The organism is Flavonifractor sp. DFI.6.63 (genome assembly GCF_024462255.1).
GTDB lineage: Bacteria > Bacillota > Clostridia > Oscillospirales > Oscillospiraceae > Lawsonibacter_A > Lawsonibacter_A hominis.
The window spans coordinates 40,756-54,416 of record NZ_JANGBE010000005.1; the positions used below are offsets into that span (position 1 = coordinate 40,756).

Annotated in this window: 20 protein-coding genes and 1 tRNA gene; 18 read left to right on the forward strand and 3 right to left on the reverse strand. The window is 56.3% G+C overall.

Going from position 1 to position 13,661, the window contains the following annotated elements; all coding sequences use genetic code 11:
- The first annotated feature begins 178 nt into the window (after positions 1-178).
- Positions 179-253, forward strand: a tRNA-Thr gene (locus NE547_RS03845).
- A 17-nt stretch (positions 254-270) separates the two neighbouring features.
- Here the strand turns inward: NE547_RS03845 and NE547_RS03850 are convergent.
- The 3 genes from NE547_RS03850 to NE547_RS03860 all read right to left on the reverse strand — a co-directional run bounded on the left by NE547_RS03850 (position 271) and on the right by NE547_RS03860 (position 3,056).
- Complete coding sequence (locus NE547_RS03850) at positions 271-1,689, reverse strand: site-specific integrase (protein WP_256174809.1); 1,419 nt, start codon at positions 1,687-1,689, stop codon at positions 271-273.
- Between the two features lie 184 nt (positions 1,690-1,873).
- Complete coding sequence (locus NE547_RS03855; RefSeq protein WP_256174810.1) at positions 1,874-2,473, reverse strand: DUF4352 domain-containing protein; 600 nt, start codon at positions 2,471-2,473, stop codon at positions 1,874-1,876.
- A gap of 46 nt (positions 2,474-2,519) precedes the next feature.
- Entirely contained in the window at positions 2,520-3,056 is a 537-nt protein-coding gene (locus tag NE547_RS03860) for a helix-turn-helix domain-containing protein (protein ID WP_256174811.1), read from the reverse strand.
- A gap of 147 nt (positions 3,057-3,203) precedes the next feature.
- Between NE547_RS03860 and NE547_RS03865 the strand changes: the two genes are divergently transcribed.
- The 17 genes from NE547_RS03865 to NE547_RS03945 all read left to right on the forward strand — a co-directional run bounded on the left by NE547_RS03865 (position 3,204) and on the right by NE547_RS03945 (position 13,334).
- Positions 3,204-3,404 carry a DUF739 domain-containing protein gene (locus NE547_RS03865; RefSeq protein WP_256174812.1) on the forward strand — a complete coding sequence of 67 codons (201 nt, stop codon included), beginning with the start codon at positions 3,204-3,206 and terminating at the stop codon, positions 3,402-3,404.
- A gap of 49 nt (positions 3,405-3,453) precedes the next feature.
- Complete coding sequence (locus NE547_RS03870) at positions 3,454-3,696, forward strand: hypothetical protein (protein ID WP_256174813.1); 243 nt, start codon at positions 3,454-3,456, stop codon at positions 3,694-3,696.
- On the forward strand, positions 3,693-4,253 hold the full coding sequence (locus NE547_RS03875) for a 3D domain-containing protein (RefSeq protein WP_256174814.1): 561 nt from the start codon (positions 3,693-3,695) through the stop codon (positions 4,251-4,253). The genes NE547_RS03870 and NE547_RS03875 overlap by 4 nt, the downstream gene beginning before the upstream one ends.
- Positions 4,254-4,396: 143 nt before the next feature.
- The gene (locus NE547_RS03880) at positions 4,397-4,564 is read left to right on the forward strand and encodes a hypothetical protein (protein WP_256174815.1); all 168 of its coding nucleotides are present in this window, start codon (positions 4,397-4,399) and stop codon (positions 4,562-4,564) included.
- Between the two features lie 17 nt (positions 4,565-4,581).
- Positions 4,582-5,088, forward strand: a complete 507-nt coding sequence (locus tag NE547_RS03885) for a hypothetical protein (RefSeq protein ID WP_256174816.1) — start codon at positions 4,582-4,584, stop codon at positions 5,086-5,088.
- 64 nt (positions 5,089-5,152) lie between these two features.
- Entirely contained in the window at positions 5,153-6,364 is a 1,212-nt protein-coding gene (locus NE547_RS03890; protein WP_256174817.1) for a DUF2800 domain-containing protein, read from the forward strand.
- A 36-nt stretch (positions 6,365-6,400) separates the two neighbouring features.
- Positions 6,401-7,093, forward strand: a complete 693-nt coding sequence (locus NE547_RS03895) for a DUF2815 family protein (RefSeq protein ID WP_256174818.1) — start codon at positions 6,401-6,403, stop codon at positions 7,091-7,093.
- A gap of 51 nt (positions 7,094-7,144) precedes the next feature.
- A complete protein-coding gene (locus NE547_RS03900) occupies positions 7,145-9,166 on the forward strand; it encodes a DNA polymerase (protein ID WP_256174819.1) in 2,022 nt (673 codons plus the stop codon).
- A gap of 178 nt (positions 9,167-9,344) precedes the next feature.
- Positions 9,345-10,508 (forward strand): hypothetical protein, encoded by a 1,164-nt coding sequence (locus NE547_RS03905; RefSeq protein WP_256174820.1) that lies wholly within the window; start codon positions 9,345-9,347, stop codon positions 10,506-10,508.
- Between the two features lie 298 nt (positions 10,509-10,806).
- Positions 10,807-11,007: a hypothetical protein gene (locus NE547_RS03910; RefSeq protein WP_256174821.1), complete on the forward strand. Its 201-nt coding sequence runs from the start codon at positions 10,807-10,809 to the stop codon at positions 11,005-11,007.
- Positions 11,008-11,018: 11 nt separating this feature from the next.
- Positions 11,019-11,447, forward strand: coding sequence for a hypothetical protein (locus NE547_RS03915; RefSeq protein WP_256174822.1), 429 nt, complete (start codon positions 11,019-11,021; stop codon positions 11,445-11,447).
- On the forward strand, positions 11,444-11,773 hold the full coding sequence (locus tag NE547_RS03920; RefSeq protein ID WP_256174823.1) for a hypothetical protein: 330 nt from the start codon (positions 11,444-11,446) through the stop codon (positions 11,771-11,773). The genes NE547_RS03915 and NE547_RS03920 overlap by 4 nt, the downstream gene beginning before the upstream one ends.
- Positions 11,764-12,111, forward strand: coding sequence for a DUF3846 domain-containing protein (locus NE547_RS03925; protein WP_256174824.1), 348 nt, complete (start codon positions 11,764-11,766; stop codon positions 12,109-12,111). The genes NE547_RS03920 and NE547_RS03925 overlap by 10 nt, the downstream gene beginning before the upstream one ends.
- 4 nt (positions 12,112-12,115) lie before the next feature.
- Positions 12,116-12,406: a DUF3797 domain-containing protein gene (locus NE547_RS03930; RefSeq protein ID WP_256174885.1), complete on the forward strand. Its 291-nt coding sequence runs from the start codon at positions 12,116-12,118 to the stop codon at positions 12,404-12,406.
- Positions 12,403-12,726: a hypothetical protein gene (locus NE547_RS03935; protein ID WP_256174825.1), complete on the forward strand. Its 324-nt coding sequence runs from the start codon at positions 12,403-12,405 to the stop codon at positions 12,724-12,726. The genes NE547_RS03930 and NE547_RS03935 overlap by 4 nt, the downstream gene beginning before the upstream one ends.
- Positions 12,727-12,741: 15 nt before the next feature.
- Positions 12,742-13,116: a hypothetical protein gene (locus tag NE547_RS03940; protein ID WP_256174826.1), complete on the forward strand. Its 375-nt coding sequence runs from the start codon at positions 12,742-12,744 to the stop codon at positions 13,114-13,116.
- Positions 13,113-13,334 carry a hypothetical protein gene (locus NE547_RS03945; protein WP_256174827.1) on the forward strand — a complete coding sequence of 74 codons (222 nt, stop codon included), beginning with the start codon at positions 13,113-13,115 and terminating at the stop codon, positions 13,332-13,334. Before NE547_RS03940 ends, NE547_RS03945 begins: the two co-directional genes overlap by 4 nt.
- Positions 13,335-13,661 lie beyond the last annotated feature (327 nt).

Sequence of the window (13,661 nt, forward strand, 5' to 3'; positions counted from 1 at the left end):
GAAAACAGGAAATGCTGGTATAGCTCAGTCGGTAGAGCAGCTGATTCGTAATGAGTTGTTCAAAAGACCACAAAATCCCGCGAATGACTGGGGCGCAAGGGACGGGAAGCCTGAACAACCACGAAAATTCCCCAAATGGGGTTTATTTGGGGTTTACTTTTCACAATAGCATACAGACGCTGGTGTGGCGCAGTGGTAGCGCAATTGATTCGTAATCAATAGGCCAGGGGTTCAAATCCCCTCACCAGCTCCACGGAGAAGGCCGCAGGATTAACTTCCTGCGGCCTTCTTCTTTCTCAGTTTTGGACGAATTTCCGGGGCAACCAGGTCCCCGAAGCGGTCAAATACCTCGTCGGCCTTGGCCTCCGCCTCGGCAATGACATGGGCATAGATATTGCTGGTGGTACTGGTCTGGGCATGGCCCAGTTTATGCGACACCACGACGAGCGGCGTGCCGTCAGCGATCATCAGGCTGGCATATGTGTGCCGGAGGGAATGGACGGTTACCTTCGGAAGCCCGGTCCGCTTCACGAACTTTGTGAACCACTGGCTCACGGAATCCGGAAACAGGGGTTTGCCTTCCTCGTTGGTGAACACCCGACCGTCGTGATCCTGCCAGGCGTCCCCCAGTGTTTCTCGCTGGGCGTCCTGCCAGCGTTTGTATTCCAGGAGCAGAAGGACAGCGGTCCGGGAGATCCGCAGAGACCGCTCGCTGTCAGCTGTTTTGGGGGTATCCACATAACACCCCTCTGTCGGCAGGTAATTCCAGGTCTGCCGAATATAGATCAGCTGGCCATCGAGATCCACATCACACCAGCGAAGGCCCAGGAATTCCGCCCGGCGCAGTCCGGAAAGCAAATCGAAGGTGATCACCGCCCGCCAAAGGATTTTCTCCTCCTGCAGGAGTTCCAGCAGACGCCGCGCATCCGGTTCATCCAGATAGGCCGCCCGCCGGTGAGCGATACTGGGAAGATCGGCCCTTGCCGCGGGGTTCGTCTGGATATACCCCCACTTCACCGCCCGGAAGAGAACCGCGGAAAGCACGCGGTGGTAGGTGTGGATGGTCCCAGGCTTCAGAGGGGTATCATCGTGCCGGCGGATAAAAAACTCATCATAGGGGATCTCCAGCTTCTCGCAGATCTGGACAGCGCGGTCCTGGGCGATGTAGTGGCCGTCTTTCAGCTGTTTGAAACACCAGATGGATACGCCGGTCTCTCTGGCCAGTTCCGCCATACAGGTCCGGCGTGACTTCATCCACTTCGCAAAATCAAGTTTCGGGGCGGCCATGCAGCGGGCCCGCATCCCTTTCTCCTGCAGATTTGCGTAGAAGGCGGCGATATGTCCGGGCTTCAGGTCCTTCAGCCTGATATGGCCCAAGGCCTGATTGACCACCTTCATCTTCTCCTCATATCCGAAAGCAGTCTTTTTCTTCAGGTTCGGCTTCGCATACTGATCCAGGAAGATCTTCGTGAAGTCCACCAGTCTGATACTGCCATTCTGGGTCACCTGGTGGCGCACCCGCTCCTCAAAGAGAGTAGCCTCCCGGTTCAGCGCCTTCTCGATCTGGCGCTTCGTCATCCCCGGCTCCGGCGTCCAGGTCATCTTCTCCCGGATCTGCTTTCCGTTGACATCGTACCCATTGGACACGATGATCCGGTAACTGCCGCCTCGCTTTTCAATTGTGGCCATTGAGCATAAAACCTCCAATCCATTCTTGCCAACTTCGCTTCCGGTGTGGTAGAATGGAAAGGCAGAGTTGACAAGTTTCTTGATATTCGAGTTGAGAAACTATTATCTTCTTTCGTAGTGGTTAGTGGATAATGACTTTGCACTGCCGTCCGGGTGTGTGGTAGCTCCCGGGCGGCTTCTTTTTTTATTTGCTGTAAGTAAAAATGAATTCCTGATCAGACCAGAAATCCGCGGTAAAGCGAATCTCGATATTCTGCCAGTCCGGATCTGCCTCATAGCCCACCACGCCGTTCATCTTCTTTCCGGCCGCGATGGTCCCGTCCAGCTGTGTCTGGTTCGTACTCAACATCGAGGAAAGATTCAATGGAGAGGCATAGTCGTCTATGTAGGTGTTGAAGGAAAGCATGGAACTGACGGCGATATCCTGTTCAGATTGATTGTCAATGGTAAATTCGCATACGACGAACACTTTGCCGTCAGTAGGTGTCATGTAATTGCCTCCGGAGTTTTCAGTAACGCTGTCCAGCGTCACGACGACATTGTCCATCTCTACCGGCTCTCCGACACCGAACACGCTGTCGCCGGCCGCTTGAGATCCGTCACTTCCCGAAGGGGACCCGCCCATGCTACCGACGGCTCCGGCGATCAAAAGCACTCCGAGTACAGTCAATGTAACCCCCAGGGCAGTATGTCGTTTTCTTTTCGCTCCGCAGTGCGGACATACTTTGGCACTCTTTGCGATCTGTTCTCCACATACCTTGCAGGCCACCATTTTATTTGACACAACGATCCCTCCATAGTGAACTAGGATTTTCTGAAATCTACATAGATTATCCGATTTCCTCGGAGGCTATTTCTTCTTGCCGATAGGGTTTCAGGGCGGTGTCGACGATCTCGCGGATCTGGGCGTCGGCGTGCAGATAGGCCTGGACCAAGAGCCGGATGTTCTCTAGTTCCGCATATTCCATTTCATCCACTTCATTGATCAGGCCCAGGAGTTCCGGCGCACATCGACGATCTATCGCCTTATAGTACAGCAGGGCGGTCCTCTCCCCTACCATCCGAAGATCCGCTGCGGAATGCTCTACCCCGAAAGTCCGATACATATCTTCTTTGGCCTGGGAGCGGCCGCTTCGATGCTCTTCTGAGACGGTCTCCAGTGTAATGCCTTCCCATCCCATGAGATAGGACGGGGTTACACCGAGAACTTCGGCCATCTTTTCCATCCGATCTGTAGGGATGTTAGTCACAATATTATTTTCATACTTGAAAATAGTTTGTTTAGTTGTTCCACACAGAGTGCCGAGTTCCTCTTGTGTTAGGTTTTTCGCCTCCCTAGCGGCTCTAATCCGGCTACCCTTATCCATACCTTTGCGCTCCTATCAAAATTAGTAACTCAATTATATAACTTTTTTTCCCTAAGTCAAGAAAAAAATAACTTGACAAGTGCCTAATGCAGTGCTATGCTTTTAGTAACTTGGCAGGTTACTGCTCTAGGAGAAAGGAGGAAGACCATGGTCGCCACAGAGAAACTTCGCGGTATCATCGCGGAGCAGGGGCTTTCTCAGAGACAGGTTGCCAAGAAGCTTGGCATGACTGAGAAAACCTTTTACTCCAAGATGAAGAAGGGTGTTTTTGGGACTGATGAGGTCGATCAAATGATTGCCCTCCTCGGAATTAAAAACCCAGCAGAAATTTTTTTCGCCAAAAAGTAACTTAATAAGTTACAACCGAATTCACTGACCACTACGAAAGGAGGAAGCCATGCCACGCATGAGAACAGCCGCCAAGGTCCATGAGATCATCAGGGCCCAGGATCCGGACAGCGAAGTCACACTTCACTACATACGGCAACTGATCGCCACGGAAGCCGTCCCTGTGACTCATGTTGGCCGGAAGAAACTGGTCGACGCAGACCAGGTCATCGCTTATATCGCCGCAGGGAATCCGCCGTCTACCACCGCGCCGGTTCCCGAATACGGGCAACTGAGGAGGGTCAAGCCATGAAGCACCTGACCAGAGAGGAGCGCCGGCGGATCCAGCGAAGGTCGGCCAATATCCGTTTTACCGCATTCGTTCTTGTCCTGCTGGGCATCGGCATCACCGCCGGATATGCCGTCGGCAGGGCACAGGCCTCGCAGGAGCCGCCTCCGGAGGCGGAGGTGTCCACGGTCACCCCCGCACCTGAAACGCCCACCACGGCCCAGGAGAGCCCGGAGATGGCCACCCCAGAGTTAGAACTGATCGGCACCTTCCGCGCCACCGCCTACTGCCCCTGCGTGAAATGCTGTGGAATATGGTCCGCAGAGCATCCTGACCGGGGCGAGGACTATGTGCAGCGCACCAGTTCCGGCACGATCCCGGAGGAGGGCCGCACCATTGCCGCCGACTGGGATGTCCTACCACAGGGGAGCGAGGTCATTCTTGACGGCCATACCTACATCGTTGAGGACACTGGCGGAGCGGTCAATGGGAACTCCATCGACATTTTCTTTGAAGACCACGAGGACGCAGTGGAGTTCGGCGTTCAGGAAGTTGAGTTGTACCGCGAGAAGACCGCCTGAAATATCACGCATCTTCCTGCCCCCTGCCGGGTGTCCTCCTGACTTCCCGGGATGCCCTCTCTTTGAGCCGGCCCCGCCAGTCCTTTGACATACGGCGGGCTCCCGGCAGAGGGCAGGAATACAAAAAGAAAGGATGATCCACCATGAAGATCCCTATGAACTTCCGCAATGAGACCAAGACCTGCTACCGCTTCGAACGGCGGGACGACGCCGGCAACCTGACCACGCTCTATCTGAAGAAAAACGAGGTCCAGGAAGCCGGCATCGACCCTAAGAACGGCATCATCCTCACTGTAGAGGAAGCACACTGACAAAGGAGGAGTCGACCATGATCGAAATCAAAATCACCGGAGAGACCCCACTGGAGGCGCTGTCCAGTCTCACCGCTTTCGGAACGCATTGCCTCCATGACCCCACTGTAGCCGCTGCGTCTGACAGGATCCTGGAAGCAGAGATGGCCGGGTCCGCCAAGCGGCCTGTGGAGACCGCCGCGCCGTCTCAGCAGGCCCCGGCCCCCGTCGGCACCGCGCCAACCCCGGCCGCCCCCGCACCGGGCCCTACCACTGCCCCGGCTCCTGCACCTGCACCTGCGCCCAGCCCTGCATCTTCTGCATCTGTCCCTTCTAATTTCACTGGGTTGGGGACCGAGCCGCCCAAGTACTCGATCGACGATATTGCCCGCGCCGGCGCGGAACTGGCCCAGCAGGGCCCCGACAAGATCACGGCGCTGACCAATTTGCTGGCCCAGTTCGGCCTGCAGGCAGTCACGCAACTAAGACCGGAGCAGATGGGGCCCTTCGTTATGGCCCTGCGTGGATTGGGGGCACGGATCTAAATGGCTGCTTTCAAGGAGCAGCGCATTGACTGTGCGCTGGAACACACGGAGGAGGACGAAGACGATGCCAAGTCCTGAAATTCATTCACCGTTTGGCCCCTCCCAGGCACACGCCTGGCTGTCGTGTCCGCAGTACATCAGTGTCCAAGCTATGTTTCCGGAGGCCACCAGCCCTTATGCAGAGGCCGGACGCCTCGCGCACTCCATCGCTGAATACAAGGCGCGCAGCTACTTTATGGAGCCGGTCGGCAAGCGGGCCTACAATGCCCAGCTGAAAAAGTTCCGCGCGGATCCCAGCTATGACCCGGCAATGGAAGATGCTACGGAACTGTATTTGGAGACTCTGAAGGAACTGGCCCTTGCCTTCCCAGCGCCGCCTTTCGTGGCGCTGGAGACACAGGTCCAATACACGGACTGGGTTCCAGAAGGGTTCGGGACCAGTGACTGTATCATGATCGGTGGGAGCCGGATCATCGTCGTAGACTATAAGAATGGCGCCGGCGTCCCGGTCGATGCCGAAGGAAATGCCCAGATGATGCTGTATGCGCTGGGGGCGTTGCAGACCTTCAGACCGATTTACGGTGACTCGCTTACGGACGCCACGCTTGTTATCGTCCAACCTCATGCCGGCGGAGTCAAGCGATGGGACACGACCGTGGCCGCTATTCTGCAGTGGGGCAAAGATACCGCCGGCCCCGCCGCACGACGCGCCCAAGTCGCCGAAGATCCGGCCTGCCCTGGGGACTGGTGCCGGTTCTGCCGCGGGAAGCCCCAGTGCTCGGCCTGGGCCAGTAAAATGCTGGAGGTGGGCCGCCAGTATGAGCAGGCCCCGGCCGCAGGGTCTTCCGAGATCCCGGAAGGGTATTCTGGGCGTCTGCTGACCGATGAAGAGGTGGGAGCAGCCTTGGCCGCCGGAGCGGGTCTTGTGGCCTGGTACAAGGACCTGGAGGCGTATGCGCTTCTGGCCTGTCTGAATGGCAAAGAAATCCCCGGTTATAAGGCCGTGGCGGGCCGCGGATCTCGCGAGTGGACTGACCTTGACACCGCCTTCAAGACCCTGCAGGAGCGGGGCGTAGCAGAAGCCATGCTTTGGGAGCGGAAGCCGGTGACCGCCCCGGCATTGGAAAAGGCACTGGGCAAAAAGGCCTTCGCAGAAGTGTCAGACGGCCTCGTCCGGAAAGAGCCTGGCAAGCCTACACTCGTTCCGGCAAGCGACAAGCGTCCGCCGTATAACGCCGCTGCCGTCGCATTCTCCCCCACACCAGCCAGTACATGAAGCACATCAATCTGAACGACAAGGAGGTCACTTATCATGACACCGACCACTATCACCATTGGAGAAGTCCGCTTCTCCTACACTAATGTGTTCCAGCCCCAGCCCCCATTTAACAACCCTGCAGGTGAGCCGAAGTTTTCGACGACCATTCTGGTCCCCAAGACGAATCAGCAGGCCAAAGCCGCTATCGATGCCGCGGTCAATGCTGCCATTGAAGCGGGGGTGACTGCAAAGTGGGGCGGCGTCCGGCCGCCCGCTCCTGCAATCTGCGTCCACGACGGCGACGGTCCTCGCCCCTCCGACGGCCAGCCGTTTGGCCCTGAGTGCAAGGGGCATTGGGTATTCACTGCCTCCTGCAAAGCCGACAGGCCTCCCTTTGTGGTGGACGCGCAGGTCCAGAAAATCATCAATCCCGCCGATGTCTATTCCGGATGCTACGGAAATGCCAATGTCACCTTCTACGCCTACAATCAGGCTGGTAAAAAGGGAATCGGCTGCGGACTGAACGGGATCCAGAAGACGCGGGATGGAGATCCTTTGGTCAGCCGCGTGACTGCAGAGGAAGCGTTCTCTGCAGTGGCTCCTGCGGCGCCCATGCCCTCGGTTGCAGGCTGGCCGGCCGCCCCTGCTCCTGCGGCACCGGCGGGTGCTACTGCAGGCTGGCCGACGGCCCCTGCGCAGGCCGCCCCCGGCGGATGGCCCACCCCGTCCGGCTGGCCAGGCGTCTAATAGGAATGGGCCCCCGTATCTGGGGGCCCATTTCCCCCAGGAGGTCACTTTATGAAGCACAACCTTACCATCGATATTGAGACATTCAGCGATATTTCTATCGGGAAGGCCGGCCTTTATAAGTACGCCCAGAGCCCGGCTTTTCAAGTGATGCTCTTTGCCTATTCTTTGGACGGTGCGCCTGTTCAGGTGGTGGATCTGATGGTACCGGGCGCATATCTGCCTCAGGAGGTCCTGCGCTGGCTGTTCGATCCGGACTGTGTGAAACACGCCTATAACGCCGCATTTGAGTGGTACTGTCTCAGTCGCTATTTTAAGCTGTCGGAGGATGAACACCATAACGGCTTTTCCGCCGCAACCTGGCTTCAGCAGTGGCAGTGTTCCATGCTACATGGAATGTATGCCGGCTATCCTGCAGGCCTGGACGCAACCGGCAAAGCCCTCGGTCTTCCACAAGACCAGCAAAAAATGTCCATAGGAAGATCTCTTGTCCGGTATTTCTGTACGCCATGCACCCCGACGAAAAGCAACGGCGGCCGCACCCGAAATCTGCCGCACCACGATCCAGAAAAATGGGAACTCTTCAAGGCCTATAATGGGCAGGATGTCGTAGCCGAAATGGAGATTGATCGTCGCCTGGAGAATTTCCCGGTGCCGGAAGACATCCAGCGCCAATGGTGTCTGGATCAGCTGATCAATCTCCGGGGTGTGGCCGTCGACATGGAACTGGCGGACAGCGCGATCATTCTGGGCGAAACGGTTAAGGCTCAGCTAATTGCTGAGGCGCAGAGGATCAGCGGTCTTCAGAACCCGAACAGCGTCGCCCAGCTTACCCACTGGCTGGAAGAGGAGACCGGAGAACAGCTGGACAACCTGAGAAAAGCCACGGTCACAGACCTGCTCGGCAAGGAACTCTCCAGTGATGCGGCCAAGAGGATGCTGGAGATCCGCAGGGAGTTAGGTAAGACCAGCACGAAAAAATACAATGCCGTAGAGACCTGTGTCTGCTCGGATGGACGCGTGCGGGGCCTTCTGTTGTTCTACGGTGCCAATCGGACCGGCCGCGAGGCCGGCAGGCTGGTGCAGGTGCAAAACCTTCCCCATGATGTGGTGCCCGCTATGGATACCGCGCGAGATTTAGTAAAGGCTCGTGATCTTGACACCCTCCGGCTGATCTACGGCAGCGTGACCACCCCACTTTCCGCATTGATCCGAACCGTTTTCAAGGCCGGACCGGGTATGACATTCATCGACGCAGACTTTTCAGCAATCGAGGCCAGAGTGATCGCATGGCTTGCCGGCGAAGAGTGGGTCCTGGATGTATTCCGGAGCCACGGGAAGATCTACGAGGCCACGGCCGCGCAGATGTTCGGCATACCGTTTGACCTAATCAAGAAAGGCAATCCGGAGTACGCATACCGAGCAAGAGGCAAGGTCGCAACCCTTGCTTTGGGCTACCAGGGCGGCACCGGTGCCCTGATCACGATGGGCGCCCTTAGAAGCGGACTGGCGGAGGACGAATTGCCGGACATTGTGAGCCGCTGGCGAAAGTCCAATCCCGCTATAGTGAATTTTTGGTACATGCTTGACGCTGCAGCGCAGGAGGCAGTTACTTCGGGCCGTGTCTCTACCGTAGGCGCAGTCACGATCAGCCGAGAATGTGACCCGAAAAACAATCTGGACTTCCTCTCTATTCTGCTTCCCAGCGGCCGCAAACTCTACTATGCGAACCCCCATATGGGGACCAATCGATTTGGGAAACCCAGTATTTGTTACATGGGCCAGAATCAGACCAGCAAAAAGTGGTCAACGCTGGAGACCTATGGAGGAAAGCTGGCCGAGAACATCACGCAGGCCGTTGCACGGGACTGCTTGTTCTATGCTATGGAACAACTGGCGGCGGCGGGGTATCGAATAGTCTTTGATGTTCACGATGAAGTAGTCCTGGAGGTCCCAGAGGGGACTGCAGATCTTGACAGGGTCATTCAGATCATGTCTCAACCCGCGCCTTGGGCGTCGGGGCTCCCGCTCAACGCGGCCGGCTGGGTGGACTATTACTTCAAAAAAGACTAAAAAGATACGGGTTTTCCACCCCAAAATCGTGCCTTGAATGGCCGTATCCTCTAAAACGCCTCGCCCCTTGTGCGCCAAGGGCCTCAGACCATACAAGGCCGGTTTTTACGGCAAAGAGAGATTTAGACCTGCCTTAAAATCGCCGCAGCTTGAAAGGGAAAGGAGGCGAACACCGAAGATGCCGAAGCGATGGACTGCTGAAGAGCAAGAGTATCTGAAGGAGGCTTGGGGCCGTGCGTCCATTCCGGCCATTGCCAAAAAGCTGGGGCGTACTGTTGACGCGGTCAAAGTCCGGGCGTCCAAGCTGAAGCTGGGGGCGGTATTGGAGGCCGGTGACTATGTGACTCTGAATCAACTACTGCTCACGCTGACCGATAACAGCCAGTCGTATAGTTACCAGATGGAGAGTTGGGTAAAGAAGCGCGGCCTGCCGATCCACATGAAGCTGGTGCTGAACTGTCGCTGGCGGGTCGTCTATCTGGATGAATTCTGGGAGTGGGCCGAACAGCACCGCAGTTTTATTGACTTCTCCAAATTGGAACCCCTGGCGCTGGGCAAGGAGCCAGATTGGGTGGCCGAACAACGACGGAAGGACTATCAAGCTTTTTCCCTTCAGCGGAAAGACCCCTGGACAGCCGATGAAGACAGTAAACTCCGCACCTTACTCAAACAACAACGGTATGGCTACGCAGAATTATCGAAGATCTTACGCCGGTCAGAGGGGGCTATTGCCCGCCGATGCCGGGATCTACAGTTGAAAGACCGCCCTGTACGGGCCGACAATCACGGCAAGGACAGCGTCTGGACGGACGCCCATTACCAGGCTCTCGCTGATGGCATACGGCACGGCGACAGCTATACCGCGATCGGCTCGGTGATCGGAAAATCTGAAAAGGCAGTCCGGGGGAAGGTCTACTACACCTATCTGACAGAAGATGCGGATAAGGTCCGAACCATGCTCGGTACAGGTATCTGGGGATATGGCGCGCCGGAGCCGACCGTGCGTCAAGGATTCAACTTGACCAGGACCAAAACCGAGATCCGCCGGAATCTTTCTATCCTGGATGCACTGCTCCGGAAACGAATGAACGATTTGGGCTACGACCCATATTGGCAACGGTTTATGTGCCAGCACTGGCACCCGGTAAAAGGCTGTTCCGCCGGCGAGGAAATCTGCGACGCCTGCACTTCCTTCCAGCGGATCCGACCGCAATACTGCAAACGGTGCGGCGGAGAGTTCCTGGAGCGCCAGGCTCACGACTTCTGCCCCAGATGCCGGGCCGCGCGGAAAAAGCAGGCTCAACGAAAATATGCCGTACTCCAAGCCAGAAGTCGGTTCTGATTATCCAATAACCACTACGAAAGAAGGAATTGATTTATGTTTTGTCCCCATTTTGAAGTGAAAGTGTCCCTCTATTTTCGGATTCATGGATCCTCTTTGTACGGTGGCCCAGGTTCAGAGGGCTATGCGTCGCATTCAGTGTATATCAGCCCGTTGGGTACTGCTGAGTTGAAGGACCTGACTGAGGCCTTCGCTGACGCGATCAAGACAGATATGGCTGCGTGTTGCGGCGTGGATCCCGACCAAGTGGAGTACATCACCCGCGAGGAGTATGAGCGCGAGACCGAGGAGGATGACGATGCCGAACTGTAAAATCTGCGGCAAGCCGGTTCGGTGCGCCAATGTATTCCACGCAGCCTGCTGGGAAACGGCGGCAAACAGGGCCATCCAGACCTTTTGTGACAACTACTGCCGCTGGCCGCGGGAATGTGCCAATGAGACAGAACTGGAAAAACAGCACTGCGACAGCTGTACGCTGGCCAAGGTGCTGGGTCTGTAATGGAGGAGACTATGGCGATCAAGAACTACACCACTGAGGTGGATGTCTATAAGAGCCTCGGCGAGATCCAGGCCGCGCTTGCCAGCCATGGTGCCCGGAAAATCATGATGGACTATGATGCGGCCGGGCAGCCCACCGGCGTCATGTTCGCCCTGGAGACACCAGCCGGGCCACGGGGGTTTTGCTTGCCAGCAAACATAGCCGGTGTGAAGGCCGTGTTCGAACAGCAGAAAATCAAATCTAAGCCTGGGCAGGCCGAACGAACGGCCTGGCGGAATATCCGCGACTGGGTATTGGCTCAGATGGCTATTATTGAGGCCGGTCAGGTGGACCTGGAGGAAGTATTCCTGCCCTACTTGACGGATGGCCGTGGACAGACATTGTATCAACTCTATCAAGGCGGCCAGCTGGCGCTGGGAACTGGGGGAGAAACGCTATGACCGAGAAAGAACTCTATGACCTGGCGGAGAAGTACCAGGTCAAAGCTGATCGTGCGTATCAGAGTTACCAAGAAACAGGAATCACCCGGTACGACCGTGAACGCCGGAATGCAGAGGAGTTGGCCGACGCGCTTCGCATGGCCGCCGGCGCAGCTGATGACCATCTGAAATTAATCAGATTGAAAGTAGAAGTATCAAACCTGGCATACCTGGCCAAGCGAGCGAAAGATGATTCTGTCCTGCTGGAGACGCTGCGGCAGTCTCTCCTGATTATTGCCCAGTCGCATGGCCTGATTGGGAAGGAGGAGGATCTTCCATGCGAGTGATTTATAAAGCGCCTGGAAGCCGACCGGAACCGCGGGACATTCCCAACACCCTGGAAGAACTGCAGGCCACTGTAGGTGGATATATTGAGACGGTTTCCCTGGCCACAGATGTGGCCATCATCTGCAATGAGGAAGGGCGGCTACTCGGACTGGAACGCAATATTCGGTTTCTGGGCGTGGACTGGGTAGGACCGATCCTGATCGTAGGCGTGGACAGGGAAGAATTTACCGACCTGACACCGGAGGCTATGGGGGTATTGTTACGCGGCCTGGAGGCCGCCGAGTACCCGTCGGAAGGAGAGGAGGATAAAGAGCATGGACATTGTGATTGCTGCTAAACTCATGGAGTTATATGCTGCCTGTCCTAAGTGCGGTTGCGAGGTGATTGGCAACGGTAAGGGCGCTTTAGAGTGTGATACCGCCGCCGGTATTTTTCGCCGCACCTGCTCCTATGGATGGAGCGTCGAAGTCAGAGAAAAGTCTTCAGAACAAGTGCCGGGGCAGGCCCTTCAGAGTAGCGAGGATCCTCCGGACGAGAATGCAGCTGAAGATGTCAACGAAGAGCTGCACGCGGTTATGCCTGCTCCGCCCCAGTCCCCGCCAGACACACACACACACCGGAGGCGCCCATGAGTGAGCCGTGGAAAGGCTTTGTCCATATCCGGTGTGAGGCCTGTCACCAGGAGACGACGGTGTGTCTGCGGATGCCTACCACCGAATACCGGTGCAGAGCCTGCGGACATCTGACGGAACTCTCCAAGCCCTACCGGGCCTACACCCGGTGCGAATGTGGACGCTCGGCACGCTATCTGACGAATGTCACAGACTGGGCCTTCGATATTCCGTGTGTCGTATGCGGCGCACCGAACGCTGTGGCCTATGACCCTGGGAAAGACTGTTATACCCCCGCTGACAGCGCGCCCAGACGGACCAAAGCCAGGAAAAAGAAATGAGGATGGTGCAGGACAGTGTCAAAGCCAAATACCTATGTTCAACTACTCAATGCCAAACAGGAGATACTTCAGCTTCAGCAACGATTGGAGATCATGAAAGGCTTTACGGTCCAGCAATGCTTGGACATGGCCATTATCGCACTCCACAATGAGTTCCGCTTCGGGCCAAAAATGTCACGCCGGTTCGAGCGCGCCTTCCTGGAGGCCTTTAAGGAATACGCCCAGTTGTGTGTCGACGACGGCGCATACGATCCGGAGATCGTCTACACGAAAGAGAAAGTCGACCAGGCGCTCCGAGCCGCCTGCGGGGACGACATCCGTCCGTTTGAGGAGCGATATGCGCTCGATAACCTCTATTTCCGCGACAAACTGAAGGAGATGAAAGCATGAAACGCGATACTTACTACCATGGTATTCCAGGAGTCAAGTGGGGGATCTGGAACGACTGCAGGAAGTGCTTCCAGTTCAACATCAGCGAAGACACCCCCATGCTGGCCGAGGCGAGGCTCTTCCAAAAGATCGGTGACGACGCCAGAAAGTGGCGATTTACACCCCGCCAGCTTCCCAAGGAAAATTCAAAATCTGCAACTTTTTTGAGCAATTCATAATGTCCAATTTTGCCCCCATTTTAGCTGTTCAAAATTGGATATGCTTCAAAGCCTCGAACCCACTGAGGCGCAAGGAGTTCCCGTATTTTCCCTGCTCAAATTTCACCCAAGTTATATATCCCCTGGGTGAAATTCGATTTTCCGTTTCCCAAATTTCATAACTTTTTCGCACAATTCTCCAGAGCCGATCCCTGCGGCTCTACTGTCAGGCAGAGGGCTGAAACATGGCTCCTGTTCCGGCCCTCTGCCCCAGATCAAAAACACCCCGGTAAAAAAGAAGGCCAAATCGATACCAATATCTGAGGCCCCAGGAGCCTGGTTTTTCAG